Source organism: Ignavibacteriales bacterium (assembly GCA_016700155.1).
Classification (GTDB): Bacteria; Bacteroidota; Ignavibacteria; order Ignavibacteriales; family Ignavibacteriaceae.
The window spans coordinates 127292-151498 of record CP065001.1; the positions used below are offsets into that span (position 1 = coordinate 127292).

A 24207-nucleotide genomic window follows, 5' to 3' on the forward strand; every position below is an offset into this window, starting at 1 on the left:
ACAATAAGGCATAGATATAATCAGATAACTATATGAACAGCGGAATAGTCAGCACAATACTCGACAGATGCAAGAGATGTTACTCATGCATAAGGGAGTGCCCTGCAAAAGCAATCCAGGTTGTGAATGGCCAGGCTGCCGTTGTGGTAGAAAGATGTATTGCATGCGGACATTGTGTTAAGGTCTGTTCACAGGAAGCAAAAAGAATTCATAGTGATATGAGTAAAGTATTCACTGAAATTCTTCCTTCGGGTAACAGCATTGCAATTGTAGCACCGTCATTTGCCGCTTCTTTTCCTGATTCATATTTCAAGATTCCGACCGCATTAAAAAAACTCGGCTTTGATATGGTTGTGGAAACAGCATTCGGAGCTGACCTGATAAGCAACAGTTATCTTGACGAAATTCAGAAGAGTAATGGTAAAACTGTTATTAGTTCATCATGCCCTGCTGTTGTCGGTTATATAGAAAAATATTTCGGGGAGCTTGTTCCAAGTCTTGCAAAAGTTGTTTCACCAATGGTTGCGATAGGTAAGTACCTTAAAGAAAATCTTGGTGAGGATAGAAGAATAGTTTTTGTTGGTCCGTGCATCGCAAAAAAAAGTGAAGCAGTTCAGGATGAAATTCTCGGAACAATCGATGCAGTAATAACATTTTCGGAATTGAAAGAATTGTTCGCGATAAACGGAATAATTCCCGAACAACTTGAAGACAGTGATTTTGATCCGCCGCATGCTTATATGGGAAAATCATACCCGCTTGCCGGAGGATTATTAAAGACTGCAGGAATTTCCGACGACATATTAGAAAAAGAAATTATTGTTGTTGAAGGAAAGAACAAAGTTCTTGAAATCATTGACGAGATATCAAACAATCACATCAACGCAAAGTTTGTTGATATACTTTTCTGTGAAGGTTGTATTAGTGGTCCCGCAATTGACAGCAATCTCAATTACTATTCACGCCGTGAAAAAGTTATTAAGTACATTGAGCAAAAAATTCATTCGACAGATAAACAAGTCTGGAAGAGCAATATTTATAACAGCAGGAACCTTGATCTTAAAAGAGACTTCTCCATAAAAAATCAGAGGAAACCTTTTCCAACTGAAGACAGGATCAAGGAAATACTGGGACAGACAAATAAAACAAAACCCACAGATGAATTAAACTGCGGAGCGTGTGGTTACGCTACGTGTCGCGAGTATGCTGTTGCTATTGCAAAAGGTTTGGCAGAGACTGAAATGTGTCTTCCGTTTTTAATTGATGAATTGAATAAAGCGTATAACAATCTAAGTACTACACAGGAACAACTGCGAACTGCGGAAAAACTTGCATCGATAGGACAGCTTGCCGCAGGTGTTGCGCATGAAATAAATAATCCTCTTGGAACAATTCTTCTTTATTCTTCAATGCTGAGAAGAGATCTTGATAAAGATCCAGAACATCAGCAGAAAGTTGAAGACCTTGAATTAATAGTTGATGAAGCCAACAGGTGCAAGAACATTGTTTCGAACCTTCTGAACTTTGCCCGGCAGGGTAAATTGAAAATATCAAAAGTAAATATGGTGCAACTGTTTGCCGATATTCTCAAAACTGTAAGAGCAAATCCGGTTCATAAAGGAATTCATCTTAACCTTGAAAGATCATCACGTGATTTTATAATTGAAGGTGATGAAGATCAATTGAAACAGGTATTTCTTAACATCATCAACAATGCCTGTGAATCAATGGAAGAAACAGAAAAGAAAAATCTGGATATAAAAATGTTATACGAAGATGAATACTTCGTAGTTCAGATAAGCGATACAGGCTGCGGTGTTGCCAAAGAAAATTACAGCAAACTTTTTACACCTTTCTTCACGACAAAAAAAATTGGAAAAGGAACAGGATTAGGTCTTCCCATTTCTTACGGAATTGTAAAAATGCACAGGGGACATATTACTTTCCAGAGTGAAGTCGGGAATGGAACTACTTTTAAAATTAAGCTGCCGGTAAAACTCGACGCACAGACTATAAATGTGAATTAGAAAAGAGAACCAAAATGGATAACACAAAATCAAAAAGAATATTATTAGTGGACGATGATATCGATCTGCTTGAACAACATAAATTCTTACTCGAATCAAAAGGATATAAAGTAATAACCGCTGATAACAGTAAAGACGGCTGGGAAGTATTCAAAAAAGAAAAACCGGATGCATGCGTACTTGATCTAATAATGGAAGAACATGATTCGGGTTTTATTCTGAGTTATAAAATTAAAAAGGACGAATCCGGAAAAACAATTCCCGTGTTCGTGCTTACCTCAGCAACACTTGTTACGGGATTCAAATTCAGTTCAGCAACCGCTGAAGAAAAAGAATGGATAAGATGCGACGAGATCATTAACAAACCTGTTGTGATCGACGATCTTGTTCAGAAGTTAGAAAAATATTTTACTCTAACAGAAGTTCATTAAAATAAGGGGTGAACCCGGATTTAAATTTGGTAGCCGCAGGCTTTAGCCTGCGCGGATGCAGCGGCTCTACATGCAAATGGAATATTACTGCGGCACTTGCGCAACCTGAAGGTTGCGGCTACCAGGGATTGGCTTGATCCGGTTTCATTATTAAAATGGAAACGAACAACAAACCAAAAGTTCTTATTGTCGATGACGAAAAAGGTCTGAGGCTCGGAACAAAAAGACTTTTGGAAAGTGAGGGCTATTTTGTTGTTGCTGCTGAAAACGGTACTGAAGGAATTGAAGCAGGAACAACAACAGAATTTGACCTTGCAATAATAGATTTAAAGATGCCTGACATTGAAGGTACACAGGTACTGAAAAAGATCAGGGAAGTGCATCCAAATACCGTATGCTACATAGCGACTGCATATGCCTCTTACGAAACTGCGATTGAGTCAACCAAACTCGGGGCTTACAGTTACATACCAAAACCATTTACACCCGAAGAACTTTTACAACAATTGAAGGATGGATACAACCGCAGACTTGTTCTTGTTGAATCAGAAAAATGGAAACGTGAACGTGAAGAACGGCTGCTTGAAGTCGCGTTTGAAAAAACCCGGCTTAACACCATCATCAATTCAATTACAGATGGACTTCTTGTTGTAAATAAAAATGGTGAAGCAGTCTTATATAATCCGAGCGCACTTAATTATCTTAATCTTCCTTCAATAGCGATTGAAGAAAAAATTATTGACAAACTTCCTTCAGAAATTTCTTCGCTGATAAATAAATTTTTAGACGCAGGCATTTACGAAAATAAATCCTACTCCAGCCAGATCGAAATAAAACCAAACCGTGAACTTTTTGTTGAAGCTACAAGCTCGCCTGTTCCTCATCCTGACGGATCTCTCGCCGGTGTTGTTGTTGTAATGAAGAACATCACCGAAATGAAGAAGCTTGAGTTTTTAAAATCACAATTCGTTTCGATGGTTAGTCATGAACTAAAAGCTCCGGTCGCCGCTGTATATGGCTACTTAAAGCTGCTTGTTGATGATTCAATAAAACTTTCACAGGAACAGGAAAAGAATTTTATAAAGCGTTCGCAAATACGTCTTGATAACCTGCTTAAAATGGTAAACGACCTGCTTGATATTTCACGAATGGAAATGAAAACCGCAAAACGTGAGATCATATCTGTTAACCTTGCTGAGACAATTAAGTCCGTCATCGAACTTTTCCAGTTTGAAGCAGAAAAACGTGAAGTGAATGTGTTATTCAATTATGATGAGAACCTTCCGCTGCTAAATGCTGATCTTGATGAAATCACAAGGCTGTTTACAAATCTTATCAGCAATGCAATTAAGTACAATAAGGTTAAAGGGTTGATCGAGATTAATATTCATTACAACAAGCCATATATCATTACAGAAATAAAAGATAACGGAATAGGATTAAAGCCTGATGAAAAGAACAGATTGTTCCAGGAATTTTTCAGAGCAAAGAATGAAAACACAAGAGAGATAAGCGGGACAGGATTAGGTTTATCAATAGTTAAAAGAATAGTTGATTCGTATGCAGGTAAGATTGAAGTGGAAAGTGAGTTCAATGTTGGAACCATGTTCAGAGTATTTCTTCCATTGAAGAATGAAAATAACACTGATATAAAATCAGTTTGATATTTAAGGTTAAACAAAACATAATTCATGAATCATCAACATATATTCGAAAGGGAGAAATGATAAGAAATTTCTTACTTGCAATTGCTCTATTGATGAGCTTCTTTCCGTTTGCGGAAATGTCACTTGCTAACAATTCACCCGAAGGTGTAACGGTTACAAAGTCCGGCAGCAGCTATGTTATAAACTTCAGACTGCCGCAATTTGATTATCAAAACCTTTCTGTAGAGGGAGAAGATTTCTTCAGATTGAGGGTCGGCGATTACGGTACAACTTCAGAATTCGGACTCCCTGAACTTCCGATAGTGTCATTCAATATTCCCGTACCTTATAGTCAGTCAGGTGTGGGATACAAGGGGTTAACAACGCATCAGTTTGAACAGCCTGTAAACGGAAAAGTTTATCCGTTCCAGCAGCCGTGGGAAAAAGTTAATCCGGTTAGTGAAAGACCATTTACAATTAATCGTGATTATTACAACAGCAGGGGAAGCGCACTTCCTTTTATAAAAATTTCAGAACCATTTGTTATCGGAGGCGTTAAAGGTGTTACTGTAACATTGCAGCCTTTCAGCTATAACCCGGTTGAAAATAAACTGACAGTTATAGATGAAGGTAATTTTGTAATCAGTTTTGACGGAAATGTAAGTGTGAACGGACAGATTTCAGAATCAATGAACTCATTCCTGTCATCGATATTTGTTGCGTATGAAAATACCAATGTAAGATTGGTCAATAAGTATCTGATTATCACCGCGCCTGAATTTGAAGCCGGGCTGGCATCATTCGTTAATCATAAAAATTCATCGGGATATAATGTTGACCTGTTTACAACTACTGTAACAGGAACTACTACTACCGCAATTAAAACTTTTATACAAAACCGTTATGATGTTCCATCAACAAAACCTGATTACATTCTGCTTGTTGGCGATGTTGATAAGATCCCGGCATGGACAGGCGGCGGTGAAGGAAATCCAAAAACAGATTTGAACTACGCTCAGCTTGAAGGAGGAGATTATTTTGCAGATGCTTTCCTTGGAAGATTTTCAGTAACAAGTGCATCCGAACTTCAGAATGCTATAAATAAAACGATATATATGGAAAACTATATCGGAACGCTTGCTAAGAAAAATGTTTATATGTCTTCGGAGGATAACTGGAGTATAACAGAAGGCACTCACAATTTTGTAATTGATACATATTTTACTCCCGCAGGATATACTAATCTTAAATTATACTCACACACTTATAGTGCAACAACAGCACAACTGATTGCTGCGTTAAATGATAACCAGGTATTCGCAATTTATTCCGGACACGGTGCAGAAACTTATTGGGCTGATGGTCCGGTTCTTAACCAGACCCAGGTTCGTGCATTAACCAATACAGTTTTCCCGTATGTGTATTCATTTGCATGTGTAACAGGATCGTATACACTTGGTGAATGCTTTGGTGAAACATGGCTGCGTACCACAAACGGTGGTTCTGCTTTCTATGGTTCATCTGTAAATTCTTACTGGGATGAAGATGATATTCTGGAAAGACGGCTTTATAAGGCTATGTTTGAAGATGAACTGACAAAGATCACTCCTATGTTCGATAAAGGAAAAGTTTATCTCTATAACCATTATGGAAGTTTCACTCCTACAATCAAAAGATATTTTGAAATGTACAACCTGATGGGTGATCCTTCATTAGCAACTGTAAAACAAATTCCGCCTGACTCAACCGCGCCGCTTCCGGTAACAGATCTTGCAGTTGTAAATCCAACTTCAAATGATCTAACACTTAACTGGACAGCGCCGTATGATTCTACATTTAACGGTGTTACACGTTATGATATCCGTTACTCAACATCAAATATTACAAACGAAATTGAATTCAATAACGCACCGCAGATACTTTTCGGCGGACAGGCAGATACAGCCGGTACACCAAAAGTATTTACAGTTCCTGAACTTGTATTCAATACTCAGTATTACTTTGCAATAAAAGCAGAAGATATGTGGGGAAATAAATCCACAATGTCTAATGTTCCTTTTATGGCTACATACCAGGCACCGGATATTGCTTGTGATAAAGATTCAGTTTATTGCATGCTGTTACCGAATGTGAATAGCCAGGATAGCCTTGTAATTTCAAACGTAACTTCATTCAACTCTACACTGGATTATTCAGTTGAACTTACAAATAATACTTTCCCCGGAAATATGAGAGCGTACATCGTACCGATAAACGAAGATAAAGTGAGTTCCTTTGCGGATGATAAAAACTTTGTAATCAATAAAGCAGGAAGCAGTATTAAAGGAAGCGGCGGTCCTGATCTATTCGGATATGAATGGATTGACAGTGATGATCCGAATGGTCCGGACTATGTATGGAATGATATAGTTGCAACAGGCACACAGATTACAAACTGGGTATCAACTGGTTCCAGCGATCCTCGTGATGACGGTGTTGCAGGTCCATTCCCGCTTGGATTCAATTTTAAATTTTACGGTAATGTTAAAACACAGATTTATGTATATACAAACGGTATCTTCGCGTTTGAACCAATAACTGCTAACTGGTATTCTAACACTTCAATACCAACTGCAACAAGTCCCAACTCATTCATCGCTCCTTTCTGGGATGATCTTGATGGAAGAACACAGGGAACAGTCCATTACAAACAGGATGGAAATAAATTTATCATTCAGTTCACTAACTGGCAGAAGTACAGCGGTACAGGTTCACTTACATTCCAGGCAGTATTTAATTTAAACGGAAAAGTTCAATTCTATTACCAGACTCTTACAGGAACTTTAAATAGTTGTACAGTCGGTATTGAAAACGACTTAGGTACTGATGGTCTGCAGGTTGTTAGAGATGCTGCTTACTTAAAGAATAATCACGCAATTGAATTTGCTGCTGAACCGGACTGGCTTGCTGCAAACAATATCAGCGGCAGGATCTATAACGGAAATAACGCCGCCATCATTCTGAACTTTATGAATGATCAGCTAGAACTTGGTTTATATTCAATGGATATGGTAATAACAACAAACGACCCGGATGAACCAACCGTTACCGTACCCGTTGTGATGAATGTTACAAATGATGTCCCTGTTGAACTCTCAACTTTTTCTGTAAAAACTGTTTATGATGAAGTAATACTTAGCTGGCAGACAGCCACAGAAAAAAATAACAGCGGTTTTGAAGTTCAGAGAAGCATTAACAACGGAAATGAATCAAGATCATGGCAAACACTTTCATTCGTTGACGGAAAAGGAACTACAACGCAATCAACTAATTATTCTTACCGTGATCAGATAAAAGGTACTGGAAAATATGTTTACCGTCTGAAACAAATTGACTTTGACGGAACATTCAGCCTTAGTCCTGAAGTTGAAGTTGATATGACAGGTCCTGATAGATTTGAACTTGTACAGAACTATCCGAATCCTTTCAACCCGACAACAACAATAAAATATGCGCTTCCGGTTGAAAGCAATGTTACAATTTCAGTTTACAATCTTCTTGGTGAACTTGTTGAAACATTAGTCAACAAAGTTGAACAGCCGGGTTACTTTGAAGTTGAATGGAACGCATCGAACCTTTCATCAGGTATGTATATCTATTCAATGCAGACGAAAGAAGTTGCCACCGGAAATGAAACACGTTCAATCAAAAAAATGGTACTGATGAAATAATTTCTTTGCCTACGGAGATTACAGGCAGCTGCATGTTTGTAATCTCCGGGTAGGAATAAGAGAAAAGTTTAAGAGACAGAATAAATCCATATAACAAAACAATAATAAATATGGGGTTCGCAATGGCTAAAGTAGCAATAATAGACGATGATCCGGATATCCTTGATGCCAGCAGTTTGGTTCTGCTTTCAAAGGGATATGAAGTAGTTACCACTAGTAACCCGGATGACGGATATAAAATCATAAAAGAACAATCTCCGGATATCATCATACTTGATGTGATGATGAATGAACCGGATGACGGATTTTTCCTCGCACAGAAATTACGCAGAGAAAAAATCAGCATACCAATACTTATGTATACATCTGTTTCAAAAGCGCTGGGACTTGAGTTCGGTGCCGGTGAAATGGTTCCCGTTGATGACTTTGTTGAAAAACCTATTTCGCCTGAAACACTAATCGAAAAAGTTGAAAAACTTTTACACATACACGTAAAGGAGTAGAGCGAATGCTTGTTGTAGAAAAAAATGCTCTCTCCGAAGAGATAGAGAGCTACGTAAATAAATACGGCACTGACAGATCATCACTGCTGATGATTCTTCATGAAATTCAGAATAAACACAGACACATTTCTGAATTTGCACAGCAGGAAGTTGCAAGACTTCTTAACATACATCCTGTTGAAGTGTTCAGCGTTATATCATTCTTTGCTTTTCTGAATTCAAATCCGAAAGGAAGAAATCTCATTCGAGTATGCCAGACTATTTCCTGCGATATGCAAGGTAAAGGCGCTGTTATAAAAGCAATCGAAAGAGAACTGGGAATTAAAATCGGCGAAACAACAAAGGATAATAAATTCACAGTTGAATACGCAAACTGTCTCGGCTTGTGTGATATGGGTCCGGCTATGGCGATCAATGATCAGGTTTACACTAATCTGACGCCCGAAAAAGCAGTTGAACTTTTAAACAGGGTTAAGTGAGGTGAATATGGAATTAACAAAAACTAAAAGAACCGGTCCTGTAATCTTCTCTGAGTACAAAAGGGGGGATGCAATTAAAAAAGCTTTAAAGATGTCGCGTGAAGACGTCTTATTTGAACTTAAAGATTCTAAACTTAAAGGAAGAGGCGGCGCAGGATTTCCGACATCAACAAAATGGATGCTTACTGCTGCTGCAAAATCGGATAAAAAATTTCTTGTATGCAACGCTGATGAAGGTGAACCCGGTACATTTAAAGACAGAGTTCTTCTTATTGAATATCCTGAACTTATCTGTGACGGAATGGTTATCGGCGGATATACTATCGGTGCGCAGCAGGGAATAATTTATCTGCGCGGTGAATACGAATATTTATTAAAGCCGTTCGAAGATTATCTTGAATCAATGAGACAGGATAACCTGCTCGGCAAAAATATTTGCGGAGTTGATGGATTTGATTTCGACATCACTGTATTCCTTGGTTCCGGCGCTTATGTGTGCGGTGAAGAAACCGCATTGATCGAATCGCTTGAAGGACATCGCGGCGAACCTCGCAACAGACCACCTTATCCAATCAACACAGGTTATCTCGGTAAACCTACTTCAGTTAATAACGTTGAAACACTTGCTGCAATTACTCACATCATAATGAAAGGCGGAAAGTGGTTCAGTGAACACGGAACAGATAAATCGTCAGGCTCAAAATTATTTTCTGTCTCCGGTGACTGTGAAAAACCAGGTGTATATGAATTACCATGGGGAACTAAGATAAGTGAACTGCTTCAACTCGTCGGAGCTAAAAATACTAAGGCAGTACAAATTGGAGGCGCATCAGGAGTCTGCGTACCAAAATCACAATTCAACAGAACGCTTGCTTATGAAGATGTTGCAACAGGCGGTTCAATAATGATCTTTAACGAAAGCAGAAATATGCTTCACGTACTAAAGAACTTTATGGAATTTTTTGTTGATGAATCCTGCGGTCAATGTACTCCATGCCGTATCGGAAATACAAAACTTCTCGAAGGCATTGAGATGATCGAAAAGGGTCAGTTTACTTTTGCTTACATAAATAAGCTGAAGGACCTTGGAAGAACAATGCAGTTATCTTCAAAATGCGGATTGGGACAATCAAGTCCGAACCCATTCATATCAATTCTTGAAAACTTCAAAGATGAAATCTTTAACAGCGGTATCGGAGGAAAAAATGGAAGGTAAAAAATCAATGAGAGCACCAGTAAGCCAGAAGCCGCATGTTATTGAAAAGCCTGAACACCCGGAACATATCGGTGGTTCAATTTCAATTGAGATAAATGAAAAGAAAGTTACAGTTCCGTTCGGCACAACCATACTTGAAGCTTGCAGGCAAAACCAGGTACATATACCAACACTTTGTCATCATGAAGATCTTTGTGTTGCCGGGGTATGCCGTGTTTGCGTTGTTGAAGTTGAAGGAATGAGAACACTACAGGCATCGTGCGCGTTTCCTATAACAGCGCCGATAAAAGTCAGAACTACAACAAATGAAGTAAGAAGAGCAAGAAAAAATATTATTGATCTTCTTTTAAGTGAACATTACGGTGAATGTTATTCGTGTTTCAGAAATAACAATTGCGAACTTCAGACTCTTGCAAAAGAATACGGCGTTGATCATTACAATTTTGGTCATGTAACAAGTCCAAGATATGAAGTTGATAACTCATCATACTCAGTTGTTCGTGATATGGATAAATGTATTCTTTGTAAACGCTGCGTAAGGACCTGTATTGATCTGCAGGAAGTTGGCGTGCTTGAAGCAATCGACAGGGGACACAACACACACATCGGAACATTCTGGGATAAACCGCTTGCAGAAGTTATATGCATCAACTGCGGACAATGTATTAACAGATGTCCAACCGGTGCTTTACGCGCTAACGATCCGCGTGATGAAATATGGGCTGCCATCGACGATCCGAAAAAACATGTCGTCATTCAAACAGCTCCGTCACCAAGAGCGGCAATCTGCGAAGAGTTCGGAATGGAAGCAGGAACATCACTTACAGGTGAAATGAACACGGCATTAAAACGTATCGGCTTTGATGTTGTATTCGATACAAACTTTACTGCCGACTTAACAATCTTTGAGGAAGGAACAGAACTTATAATAAGATTATACAATGCGCTTGTAAAGAAAGAACCTGTATTCTTACCACAGTTTACATCTTGTTCACCGGGATGGGTAAAGTACCTCGAACATTTTTATCCTGAATATATTCCGAATCTAAGTACTGCAAAATCACCGCAGCAAATGTTTGGTGCATTGATCAAAACTTTTTATGCACAGAAAAAAGGCATTGATCCGAAAGACATAGTATCAGTTGCATTGATGCCTTGTTCAGCTAAAAAGTTTGAGTGCAACAGACCGGAAATGATTGACTCAGGATACAAAGATGTTGATTATGGTTTAACCACACGTGAACTTGCACAGATGATTAAGGAAGCCGGCATCTATTTACCTGAAATGCCGAAAGCCAATTTCGATGATCCGTTTGGAGAAGCATCCGGTGCGGGATTAATCTTCGGCGCAACCGGCGGAGTTATGGAAGCTGCTTTAAGAACTGTTGTAGAATTCGTAACAGGAAAGAAAGTTGAAAACATATTTGCCAATGCCGACATAATTCCTTTACGCGGATTTGAAGGTATTAAATATGCCGAACTTCCAATCACAGAAGTTGGTCCGGTTCCTGAATTGATTAAACATCTTGTAAAAGATTGGAACTGGCTCAAAGGCGCTACTCTTAAAGTTGCAGTTGCTCACGGAACAGCTAATGCTAAAAAAGTTATGGATGATATTAAAGCAGGCGGTAAGTTCAGTGAATGTCACTTCATTGAATTTATGGCTTGCCCTGGCGGATGTATTGGCGGCGGCGGACAGCCTATTCCGACAACACCGGAGATCCGTAAGCAGAGAGCAAAAGCTATCTATGATGAGGACAATTCACTTCCCGTTAGAAAATCTCATGAAAACAGGCATGTTGTTGAGATATATAACGAGTTCCTGAAAGAAGGTCCTTGCGGACATCTTTCACACAAACTTTTACATACTCATTATGTAAAAAGAGGAAAGTATATAGCATAACAAAATTGAAGCGAGTCTGTCTCAATATCCTAGGTTGTTGTTTAATACTCTAATCCCTGACAAACAACAAATTGGGACAGGCGCTTCGCTATAAGCATAAATTATTGTGAGAGTTTTATGCTGAATCTTGTTCCAACATGGGCGCATCATTACGAAGAATTCTGGACATCAATCCGGGGAAGAAATCTTTGGTTCATAAAACTGCGTTACGGTGCAGTTGTGATGCTGACTTTTTTTATTGTCAGTACAGAGTTCCTGCTGAAAATAAAACTTGGTGAATCCCAGCAGAAAATCATTATTCTGATAACGGCAACAATTCTTGTTTACAATTCTCTTCTCCATTTTTTCAGAAGATATTTGAAACTTGATGCACTTCAGTTCAATCCCTTACATCTCTCCTTTGTTCAGATCATACTTGACCTTACAGCATTAATGTTATTGGTGTATTATAGCGGAGGAATAGAATCTCCGCTGTATATGCTTGCTGTATTTCATATGATAATCGGAAGCCTGATACTTCCGAGTATTATAATCTATTCAATTGCTGTGCTGGTTGTTTTAAGTTTTGCATTTATAAGTTTTGGTGAGTACTCAGGAATTATACCTCATCAACCGCTGACGGGACTATTGAATTTTAATTTGTCAAATGATCTCAATTACATTATAGCATTCAATGTTGTATTTGTCTTTACAATTTTTGTAAGCGTTATGCTGGCAAACAGGATTGCCAAACAACTACTAAAACAGGAACAGGACCTGGTAGAATCATTTGAAAAGCTTAATACTGCCGAAATTGAAAAACAGAAATATATTATGGGCGTAGTTCACGAAATAAAAACACCGCTAACAGCAGTGCATTCATACATAGAACTTGTACTTAAAAAATATCTTGGTCCTATTAATCCGAGAATGGAAGAAAAACTTGAAAGGGCAAAGTTAAGATCAAGTGAAGCAATTGAAATGATCAATGATGTATTGAAAATATCAAGATTAAAACTTCTTGATGAGACTTCACATGAAGAAATCAATCTTAACGAGGTAATTGAAAATATTTTTGAAAAGCAAAAAGCTGTAGTACGGTTAAAAAAGATTTCACTTAAATTTTCAGATGAAAGAAACGAAAAAAATAATTTGTGCGGGGATAATGTCCTTCTTGAAATGGCATTTTCTAATCTTATAAATAACGCTGTTAAATATGTAACCTCTAACGGCGAAGTTCTTGTTACAGTCAGCAACGGAGCTAAAAAAAATATAATTACAATCTGTGATAACGGAATTGGCATCCCGGAATCTGAACAGAAAAAAATATTTAATGATTTTTACCGCGCATCAAACGTAAAACAAAAAGGATACGAAGGTACAGGACTGGGTCTTTCAGTTGTAAAACAAATTATAGAAAGACATGGCGGCACCATTTCAGTTGAAAGTCCATCGAAGTTGGGCACTAAAGAAAAGCCGGGTGCTTGTTTTTGCATAACATTACCTGCCGGGTAAAATATTACTAATTTTTCTTTACAATTTTTTTTTCCCCCAAAGTTCCGGTATCAGTAACCCTTTATCAGTGCAATTTTCTAAAACACCATCATGAATTCAGAAACTTATTTTAATCATACAAGCTAATTTCAAAATTCAAATTCTAAAATAGAAAAGAATCCGGAACAGATGAATAAAAGGTAGTTCGCATTATGTTGTTTAAGAAAATCCTAAAAAGAAAAGTAAGTTAATTATTAAAATTGAAAAGGCAGGTTGTAAAGAATTAATTATTATTTACTGTACTATTAAACTAAAAACGACCCTTTATTCTACTTTATTAAATAACCACGTAAGAATAATTATTCGACCAAATTGTTGAACTCCTCGACGAAATGAGTTGCTTAATTTCCTTACCATAATAAAATATCATTCTATCCTCTTAAATCGAATATTCTTTCCAGCCAAATTCTGGCTTGAATTTTTCTAATGGCTGAATATTGAAACCATTTTTTAGGAATATTGATTGAAAAAGATAGCGGTGATTTTTGGAACACGACCTGACACTATTAAAATAGCTCCTATTGTTAAAGAGCTTGAACAGCAAACCGGACATTTCCAACTAATTACTATCGCTACTGCACAACACCGTCAAATGCTTGATCAGGTTTTAGATGTATTTAAAATAAAGCCTGACTACGATTTAAACATAATGAAGCCTTCACAAACGTTAGCCGCAATCACAAAAAATACGATTGAAGAACTAGATATTATCTTTGAAAAAGAAAAACCTGACCTGGTTTTAGTGCAGGGTGATACTACAACAACTTTCGTTGGTAGTTTAGCAGCATTTTACCGACAAATACCAGTCGGACATATTGAAGCAGGATTGCGTACAAATGATAAAAGTAATCCTTTCCCTGAAGAAATTAATCGCCGATTAACAAGTGTAATTACGGATCTGCACTTTGCACCAACGCAAACCGCAAAAGAGGCATTGTTTGTTGAAAATGTAAATCCCAAAAATGTTTTTGTTACAGGAAACACTGTTATTGATGCTTTAAGTTATACCGTTAAAAAAGATTATATCTTTTCCTCAGATAATGTAAATCAGATTGTCGCCCAGGGTAAAAATATCATACTCATTACTATGCATCGCCGTGAAAATTTAGGGGAGCCTATGAAGAGTGCGTGTAATGCAATCAAAAATCTTGCTTTAAATTATAAAGAATATAATATCATCTTTCCCGTTCATCTTAATCCTAAAGTCCGGGAAGTTGCACATTCGATTTTAGGTAACATCTCAAATGTAAATCTTATCAACCCTCTCGACTACCCCGATTTCGTAAACCTGATGTCTAAATCATATTTAATTTTAACAGACTCCGGAGGCGTTCAGGAAGAGGGTCCGCATTTTGGTATTCCAATACTTGTTTTACGCCAGGTTACAGAAAGACCAGAAGCAGTTGAATATGGTACAGTCAAACTTGTCGGATTAGATGAACGTACAATTTTTACAACAGCCGATAATTTGCTGAGTAATGAAGAAGAATATCTGAAGATGGCGACGGCTATTAATCCTTATGGAGATGGCTTTTCAGCCAAAAGAACCATTCAGATAATTAAGAACTATTTTCAGATAACTAATACACCAGTAAATGAGTTTGATCCGCTTGCAATGAAGACAATATCAAATCATATGGTCTTAACTAAGAAATTGGAATATGAAAATAATATCTAAAATTTATTTCCCGCTGATACTTACAGTAATCTTATCACTGCAGATTTATGCTGAGAACAGCTATAAGCAAAAAAAAATATTAGTTGTTGTACAAGGTAGCTCTCAATTAACTAACTTAGCTATGGGTGATGGAAGACAATTGGCCCAACTGCTCGGACATTTTAACACAATAACTGATGTTATTGGAGTTGATGAATATAAAGCATCATCACTGGAAGACTATGATTATATTTTTTATTTAGGGTTCTATCAAAAAAATTTAGTGCCTGCGTCTTTTGTTAATGATGTAGTAAAAACAAATAAACCTTTAATCTGGATTAACACCGGATTCATAGAGTTTTCCGCAAAATATAACACATCAGATTTATTCGGATTTAAGGTAACGAAACTCGACACTACAAGTATTTTTGATTTTGTAAAATCGAACAATAAATCCTTCACTAAAGGTGAAGGAAATATAAATTTGATTGAAATATCTGATCACAGTAAAGTTGAAATAATTGCATCTGCTGTATCATCAAAAAAGAAAACAAAAGCTCCGTACATTATCAAATCTAAAAATTTAGTTTACATTGCAGACTCACCCTTTGCGTATGCAAATTCCACTGACCGCTATTTATTATTTGCAGATTATCTTCATGAAATATTAAATGAACATCACGAAGAATCTCACTCAGCAATTGTAAGAATAGAAGATGTAACACCGTTAGATGATCCGGATAAAATCCGAGATATCGCTGATTACTTATCTGAAAGAGGCATTCCATTTTTGATTGGTGTCGTTCCATTTTATGTTGATCCAATTGGCGGAATTAGAATTAGTCTTTCAGATAAACCGGATATGGTTGATGCATTGCACTATGTTGAATATAACGGCGGAACAATTGTGATGCACGGTGTAACTCATCAATACAAAGATGTAACCGCAGCGGATTTCGAATTCTGGGATGCAAATCTTAATCTTCCAATTCAAGATGAAGATGCAAATCTTATCAATAGAAAAATTGAAATGGGACTTGGTGAATTTTCTAAAAATGGGCTTCATCCATTATTATGGGAAACACCTCACTATACAGCTTCTAACATTTTATACAAAACAATCTCTGAATATTTTAGTACGGCTATCGAACAGAGATTATCAATTGAAAATCCTGATTACAGTCAATTTTTCCCATATGTTATTTATAAAGATTTGTACTGCCAAAAAATTTACCCGGAGAATTTAGGCTACATTCCCCTTGATCCAAATCCCAAAGCAATAAAAAAAGCTGTTGATGATATAATGAAAGGAGCTGAGGCAAATCTCTATGTTCGTGATGGTTTTGCCTCATTTTTCTTTCATTCTTTTCTTGATATAAAAATCCTTGAGGAGCTGGTTGATAAAATTGAAAGGCTGGGTTATACCTTTTTAAATTTAAAAGATGAAATCAACTCGGTTAAATCCAAAAAACAAATTCTTCTTTCAGGTTCACAGCATTATTCATTAACTGTGGATGATCAATATTTAACTGAAACATATTTTGATCAGGACGGAAAAATCAAACAGAAAAAAAATGCAGATAAAAGAACTCTTGGCAGTATCACTAAAAAGATAAATCTGAAACCAGGTGAATATTACCAGGCAGAATTAACCGAGTTTTATAAAAGTGAACCAGGTTTTTTAGAAAATCTATTTCAAAACGTTAGTAGTAAATATGATGAGATATTTGATTTAGATGAGAACTGGAATGAACTACGGGCGGTTATATTATGGAATCACTACGCTAAAGGAGCTGCATATAATGATCAGGCATCGTTGGCATCTGTGTTTCAAAGTGTTAACGTAACAGTCGATACAATATTTGCAGAACAGCATATCGATTTAAGTAAATACAATTTATTGATTGTTCCATATACTTCTGTGGAATCGTTAAAGCCGACCGACTATAACATTATAATCAACTTTGTAAGAGGCGGCGGAAATATAATTACAGATACCAAAAATTATTTATCTGAAGAACTGGGTATCAGGTATACCTCTACCCAAATTAATGTTGAAGGTATTCGTGATAATATTTTTCACGAAGAGAAAATTATTTGGAACGATCCGGAACTGGTAAACAAGTTTGAAACAAATGATGTTGATGAGATCTTCTGCTTTGATCAGGCTACTGAATTCCCGATGGTTATTGGTAAAAAATATGGCGCTGGAAAAGTAATTTACATCAGTTCTAAATTCGATCCTCATTCACAACTTGGTTACAGTCACTATCCTTACCTGCTGGAATATGTAAGACAATATTTCCGGTTAAAACCAACAATCAAAAAAAATAATTTGGAAGTTTATTTTGATCCTGGTTACAGATCAAAGATCAGCATTGAAAAATTAGTTACGCAATGGGTAAAACAAGGAATCAGAATAATACATGCTGCAGGCTGGCATCAATATCCCAAATATACCTACGATTATAAAACCTTAATTAATCTTGCCCATGCAAATGGAATTCTGGTGTATGCATGGTTAGAGCCGCCTCAGGTGAGTTTAAAATTCTGGACAGAACATCCGGAATGGAGAGAAAAAAACTTTTTAGGTGAGGATGTTAGACCTTCATGGCGATATCCGGTTTCTCTAACAGATGCACAATGTGTTAATACAATGAAGAACGAGTTTGTAAAATTTCTTGAAAGTTATGATTGGGACGGAGTTAATTTAGCTGAGTTATATTTTGAAGCAGGTTTAGGTTTCAAGAATCCAAATCTGTTTACTCCAATGCATCGTTCAGCGCAAAAGGAGGTAAAAGAAAAATATAACATTGAGCTTACTAAAGTATTTGAACCGACATCAAAATATTATTGGGAAAAGAATCCGCAGGTAAGAAAAACCGTAGTTGATTACAGAGTTAATAAACTAAATGAAGTTTACGAAACACTCTTAACTTCATTTCAAAACATAGCAAATAGAAAAAAAGGATTTCAAATTGTTGTTACAGCAATGGATAGTTACGGCTCGCCGGAGCTTCGTGAATATATTGCTGATGATATAGACAATGTTTTAAAGCTGCAAAAGAAATACAATTTTATCCTGCAGGTTGAAGATCCTCAGAATCTTTGGTCAACAAATCCAATAAGATATTATGATATTGGAATCCAATACCAGGAAAAGATCAGTGATAAAAGTAAGCTGATGCTGGATTTAAACATTTTAAAATTCCGAACTGAAAATGATGTAATACCATTTCCAACTTTAACACAAACCGGAACCGAAAGTTTCCACATGGTTCGCTCCGCTTCTCTGGGAGCCCCAAGACTAACGATTTATTCTGAATCAAGTATTAATCCTCAGGATCTTTATTACATGCCTTATGCTTTAGCAAGTGAAGTTAAATATAAAGTCACCGCAGATGGATTTGAATATTATTCACCAACCTCTTTTACTTTAGAATTACCAAAAAGTGTTATGAGTATTAACCTAAACAATAATACGATATCGCCCGGAAGAAATAATTCATTCATAATACCCGCCGGAACTCATCATATTAATTTCAACAAAAGTAAAGACCAGTTTAATCCAGTGGAATTACAAACTAAGGTGCTTGCATTTACCGGGAATCTTCTCTCACTCAACTATGGTTATCAGGATTTATCATTTAGTTATGAGTCAGATACAAGAGCAATTATTTCGCTGAATCGAAAGCCAACATTCGTGAAAGTCGATGGGAAAGATTTTAGTTTTAAAATTATGAGGGGAGATGATTGTTTCAGCACTTTTTTACCTGTTGGAAGTCATAATGTCGAGGTAACTGTGGGTGATGCTTTTGCAAAAGGAGTAAACCTGACGAGCTTCTGGTCATCAACGAGTATAGCGCTATTTGGAACGCTTTCTATTGTTCTGCTTTTAATAATGTTTTTATCAGTAAAATATTTAAACCGAAAGTTCAGACTGCAAGAGATTAGACAATGACAAATTTAGAATTAGATCTTAGTGTATTATTCCTTATAACAGTTATACTTATCTGGTTTATGATAGCATATCAATTTGTGCTGACTGTATTCGGATATATTAATTATTTAAAGTCGTTTAAGGAAAAAAGGGTTGTTGACGAAAATCATTTTGATTTGCCTACGTGTTCAATTTTAATTCCCGCTCACAACGAAGAGAAAGTCATCGGACGAACAATAGAATCAATGCTGCAACTGGATTATCCAAAAGACAAACTAAAAATAATTGTTATTAATGATGGTTCTGTAGATTCAACTAAACAAATAATTGATCATTTTGCTTTGAATGATGATCGGGTTGTTTTGTTCGATGTTCCAAAAGGTTTGGGTGGAAAAGGTAAATCCCGGGCACTTAATCTTGCTTTAGAAACTGTTGAATCAGAAACGATTGCTATTTATGACGCTGATAATACTCCGGATAAAAAGGCGCTTAAATATTTAGCGGCACAGCTTATTGCAAATAAAGAACTTGGTGCAGTACTTGGAAAATTCAGGACAATTAATAAAAATCAGAATTTACTGACAAAATTTATAAACATTGAAACGCTAAGTTTCCAATCAATGCTGCAGGCAGGCAGATGGCAAAGTCATAATATCGCAACTTTGCCCGGAACTAATTTTATTATGTGGACTGACCTAATCAGAAAACTTAAAGGCTGGGATGAAGAAGCACTTACTGAAGATTCCGAATTAAGTATAAGAATTTATCAGGAAGGATATAAAATTAAATATTTACCTTACTCTGTAACATATGAACAGGAACCGCAGGAATGGAAGGTGTGGATAAAACAGCGATTAAGATGGGTCAGAGGAAATCATTATGTAATTTCAAAGTTCTTTAAACAGATACCGCATTTTAAAAATAAACGTCTTGCCTTCGATTTACTTTACAATCTTGCGCTGTACTATATCTTTTTCTTTGCAATACTAATCTCAGATTTTCTTTTCATAATCAGTGCAATGGATTTGGTTAGCATGTCGCTTCCGGGTCCTTATACAGTTGTATGGTTAATCGCATTTGTACTTTTCATATTCGAAATAATAGTTTCGATTTCTTACGATGAAGAAGATAGTTTTGGAAAAATCGGGCTTATAGTTTTAATGTATTTCAGTTATTGCCAGCTATGGATTTACCTGGTTATCAAATCTTTTTATATCGAATACATAAAAAAAGAAAAACACGTGTGGGATAAAACAGTAAGGTTTGATTTGGCTTCAGAGAAAAAAAGCGAATGAAAATAAAATCAACAATATTGTTACTTGTTATCTTATGTCACGTAAGCAGTTTTGCACAATTATCTCTCTATGGTTCCGCCAGTTACGGATACTATCAAAATCCTCTTTACAATTATCAAGAGCTTGATGACCAGCTAAAACAAACTTACACTGAATTAAACTACTCAACAGCTTTTGACCACTCAAAATTAAATTTTAGTTACATCAGCGGCCTGGTATTGTTTAATCGATTTGAGGATAGAAATTATTATGAACATAATTTAACATCAAAATACTTGTTCGAATTTAAAGATGATGAACTTTCTGAAGAAAATACTCAAACTGTTTCAACTGATTCTATTAGCCCGCTTCTAACACTGGCAGTCAGAGTCGGGGGAAGACACGATAAAGACATTTTCAAAGACTTTAATAATTTTGGAACAAGCGCATTGGCTGGTTATAGATTTATGATTTCTGATGATTATTATTTTGAACTTACCAATACCTTTGGTTTTAGAGATTATTCAAACATCACAGTTTTGTCTAATATAACTGATATTCTAAATCTGCAGATCGGAAATAAAACTAATAGTTCATTTAATTATGGTCTCAATCTTTCCGGCGGGTTTAAGTATTATACAGAATCAATTTATGATACAAGTAAATTTGAAGTAGAAAGAAGTTTTACAATAAAGTATTCCGGGAAAGGCAAAACCGGCGCAAAAATAACTGTCCCATCAGATAAAGAAATTTTGATTTCTCCATTTGCAAAGGGTACTTCACAATTTGTAGCAGATATTTTTATGAAGACGAATTGGGGAGCTAATTCATTTCAAACAAATTTTCTCTATCGGTATAATCCAAACACTTTAGTCAGATACCTGGCACAGTATGCTAACACTACTTTTTTAACGGAAGATATTTATAATGATATTTTCAGTTATGAGGGATTGGAAATAAGATCTGCTTTAATTCAGAAAATATTTTATGATATCGAAGTTAAACTGGACCTCTCTATCCAACAAAAATTATTTGGTGCACCGGCGCTTGATCTGGTTGGAACTGAATTAGCCGATCAACGAATTGACCTGCGGTCATGTACCGAACTTTATATTTCCAGGTACTTTAATTTATCTGATAATCTTGGAATGGGCATTGCAATAAGTTCCGGGTTTGTCCGAAATCAATCTAATGATGCTTACAACGATTTTTCTTCTTACTACATTTCTTTATCAATGGGCTTTGGCTTTTACACGGAGTTTTAAATGTTTTATAAACTTATACTTTTTATGTTTTCATTTTTCACATTTACAATTGCAGGCGATTGGAATTGGCAATATCCAAAACCACAGGGAAATAATCTGTGGGCAATAGAATTTTATAATCAATATTATGGGTATGCTGTTGGTGAATGGGGAACTATATTATTTTCCTCAGATCACGGGATAACCTGGGAAGTACAATATGAGGCGATTACAGATAATTTACTGGATATTGCTGTAGCGGATTCAGTTACTGCATGGATTGTCGGTGATAACGGAACAATATTTAAAACAACTAACAATGGTTTTAATTGGATTGAACAAAATAGCGGCATCCAGAATGGATTAAACGCCGTTTATTTTATAGATAAAAATAACGGGTGGGCAGTTGGTGACAATAAAAGAATTATCAGAACGAACGATGGTGGAACTAATTGGGTGACTCAATCAGTGTCTTCTATTCCCAATAGTATAAGTTTTAACGGAGTGCATTTTGTTAGTTCATCAGAAGGATGGGTTGTAGGGTCTTCCGGTTACATACTCCACACTACCAATGGCGGATCAGATTGGATTGTTCAAAAGAATAGCGGGGCACCTTGCTTACAAGTAAAGTTTAACAGTTCAACTTCAGGATTTGTAGTTGGTTCAAACGGATCAATTTTTAAAACAACTAATTCCGGAACAAACTGGAACTCTATAACTTCAAATACTTCGCTTGGATTAAATGATATTCATTTTTCTACGGAAACAGATTATTGGATTGTAGGTGACAATGGAATTATTCTGAGGTCATCAAATTCAGGATCATCATGGTATTCTGAAAATCTGGATACTTATGCTTCAATACATCACATGACTGAGTTTTCCGGTATTAAATTTATTGCCGGTGAATATGGATTTTTAGCTAAAAAGACTAACTCAGATCCCTGGGATTATCTGAATAAAGGAATGAACATCAGTATTAATTGGATTACTTTCTCAGAAGGAGTATACGGATTTGGTGTTGGACAATACGGAAGAATTATAAAAACTTCTGATGGTGGAAAATTATGGACTGATGTTTACAACGGCATTACTGGTGATTCATTCTACGGTGCTGATATGCCTGAGAAAAATAATCTATGGCTTGTAGGCGATCTGGGAGTTCTTCTCCATACATCCGATGGTGGAAGTAGTTGGTTACAACAAACAACAAATACTACTAACACTCTCATGAGCATAAGCTTTGTTGATGAAAATAATGGATGGGCTGTTGGAGATTTAGGCACACTGATACACACCACAAACGGAGGAGTAACATGGGTCATTCAAAATTCCGGTACAAGTAAATTACTCTTTGGTGTCACCTTCAAAGATTTATTTAATGGCTGGATAACCGGGGAAGATGGTTTGGTATTGCGGACGACCGATGGTGGCAACACCTGGAATCCACAATCCAGCACCACAACCAACGCACTTTTTTATCCAACCTTTATTGATTTGAATATTGGATATTGTGCAGGTTCTTATGGAACAATAATTAAAACCATAAATGGTGGAAACACCTGGCTTACACAAGCAACCAATACAACTAATAATATTTATATGGTAAAGGGTATTTCAGATAATTCTATCTGGGCGATTGGTGATACTGGATTTGTCCTCCATAGCTCAGATGGAGGATCAAACTGGCAGACCGAGTTTGGAAAAACAGGCTATGATTTTTTTGGATTAGAAGTGCTTAATGATACTACTGCATGGATATGCGGTGACAATGGAACTGTACTTGTTACAGGTAATCCTGAATCTATAACAAATGTTTTTGAACAAGAAAACACTAATGTTGAGTTGCCCGCGGAATTTGAATTATCTCAGAATTATCCCAGTCCATTTAATCCTTCCACAAGAATTAGATTTTCTATCACAGAATATGCTCATGTCACGATAACTATATTCGATATTTTAGGTAATGAAATAGAAACTCTGGTGAACAAAGAAACTTCTCCAGGCATTCATGAAGTAAACTGGATCGCATCAACTTTACCAAGCGGGGTTTACTTTTACAGGATGCAGGCAGGAAACTTTGTTCAGACAAAAAAAACAGTTTTATTAAAATAAGAGCATCAATAAAATGCTTTTATATGATTAATGTTTTCGACCGTTTAGTCATACCGAACTTTGTTTGTCGATTACATTTAGTCTAAAGTTTGATATTCGTTGAACTTTAACAGTATTTCAAGTGGCATGTATATTGATAAATTCAAGCAGAGGTTTATATGAAAAAAATAATAACGATAGTATTACTTTCAGCCGGAATGATCTACAGCCAGGCAATTTCTGATTCGACTCAAATAAAAAACAGGAATAAGGAAAAAGAGAAAATCCAGAATCAACAGTCTGAAATGAAACAACCTCAGGATGAAACAGGGACAAAAAAAAATAAGCAAACAGAGACTAACGGACATCGCAAAAAGAAAGATGTGTTTATAGATAAAGACGGTGATGGTATTTCTGATACTCGCGCCGGTGGAATGGGAATCAACAAATTGAGAAAACGGAACAGAGGCGGGAATCATGGTTCAGGGTCAGGAGGTAATGGAAATGGTAACGGCGGCAATGGCGGTCACAGGTAACTCTTTCAGGTATG

General features: G+C 36.4%; 13 protein-coding genes and 1 pseudogene. All 14 read left to right on the top strand.

The genetic code is table 11. The features are described 5' to 3' along the window. Positions 1-32: 32 nt before the first annotated feature. The 14 genes and pseudogenes from IPM56_00515 (at position 33) to IPM56_00580 (ending at position 24193) form a co-directional block, all read left to right on the top strand. Positions 33-2027 carry a 4Fe-4S dicluster domain-containing protein gene (locus IPM56_00515; protein ID QQS36468.1) on the top strand — a complete coding sequence of 665 codons (1995 nt, stop codon included), beginning with the start codon at positions 33-35 and terminating at the stop codon, positions 2025-2027. Between the two features lie 14 nt (positions 2028-2041). Then, entirely contained in the window at positions 2042-2458 is a 417-nt protein-coding gene (locus IPM56_00520; GenBank protein ID QQS36469.1) for a response regulator, read from the top strand. A gap of 155 nt (positions 2459-2613) precedes the next feature. Next, a complete protein-coding gene (locus IPM56_00525) occupies positions 2614-4122 on the top strand; it encodes a response regulator (protein ID QQS36470.1) in 1509 nt (502 codons plus the stop codon). Positions 4123-4181: 59 nt separating this feature from the next. Beyond that, entirely contained in the window at positions 4182-7814 is a 3633-nt protein-coding gene (locus IPM56_00530) for a T9SS type A sorting domain-containing protein (protein ID QQS36471.1), read from the top strand. Positions 7815-7936: 122 nt separating this feature from the next. Continuing rightward, positions 7937-8317: a response regulator gene (locus IPM56_00535; GenBank protein ID QQS36472.1), complete on the top strand. Its 381-nt coding sequence runs from the start codon at positions 7937-7939 to the stop codon at positions 8315-8317. A 5-nt stretch (positions 8318-8322) separates the two neighbouring features. Continuing rightward, positions 8323-10012 (top strand): annotated as a pseudogene (locus IPM56_00540) (NAD(P)H-dependent oxidoreductase subunit E). Next, positions 10002-11915 carry an iron hydrogenase small subunit gene (locus IPM56_00545; protein QQS36473.1) on the top strand — a complete coding sequence of 638 codons (1914 nt, stop codon included), beginning with the start codon at positions 10002-10004 and terminating at the stop codon, positions 11913-11915. The pseudogene IPM56_00540 and the gene IPM56_00545 overlap by 11 nt, the downstream one beginning before the upstream one ends. A 117-nt stretch (positions 11916-12032) precedes the next feature. Continuing rightward, the gene (locus IPM56_00550; protein ID QQS36474.1) at positions 12033-13409 is read left to right on the top strand and encodes a HAMP domain-containing histidine kinase; all 1377 of its coding nucleotides are present in this window, start codon (positions 12033-12035) and stop codon (positions 13407-13409) included. 502 nt (positions 13410-13911) lie between these two features. Continuing rightward, the gene (gene wecB, locus IPM56_00555; GenBank protein ID QQS36475.1) at positions 13912-15126 is read left to right on the top strand and encodes a UDP-N-acetylglucosamine 2-epimerase (non-hydrolyzing); all 1215 of its coding nucleotides are present in this window, start codon (positions 13912-13914) and stop codon (positions 15124-15126) included. Beyond that, positions 15110-19066, top strand: coding sequence for a DUF2334 domain-containing protein (locus IPM56_00560; protein ID QQS36476.1), 3957 nt, complete (start codon positions 15110-15112; stop codon positions 19064-19066). The genes wecB and IPM56_00560 overlap by 17 nt, the downstream gene beginning before the upstream one ends. Then, positions 19063-20340 (top strand): glycosyltransferase family 2 protein, encoded by a 1278-nt coding sequence (locus tag IPM56_00565; protein ID QQS36477.1) that lies wholly within the window; start codon positions 19063-19065, stop codon positions 20338-20340. Before IPM56_00560 ends, IPM56_00565 begins: the two co-directional genes overlap by 4 nt. Next, positions 20337-21584, top strand: a complete 1248-nt coding sequence (locus tag IPM56_00570; protein QQS36478.1) for a hypothetical protein — start codon at positions 20337-20339, stop codon at positions 21582-21584. Before IPM56_00565 ends, IPM56_00570 begins: the two co-directional genes overlap by 4 nt. Next, the gene (locus tag IPM56_00575) at positions 21585-23678 is read left to right on the top strand and encodes a T9SS type A sorting domain-containing protein (GenBank protein QQS36479.1); all 2094 of its coding nucleotides are present in this window, start codon (positions 21585-21587) and stop codon (positions 23676-23678) included. 158 nt (positions 23679-23836) lie between these two features. Next, positions 23837-24193 carry a hypothetical protein gene (locus tag IPM56_00580; protein QQS36480.1) on the top strand — a complete coding sequence of 119 codons (357 nt, stop codon included), beginning with the start codon at positions 23837-23839 and terminating at the stop codon, positions 24191-24193. Positions 24194-24207: the final 14 nt, after the last annotated feature.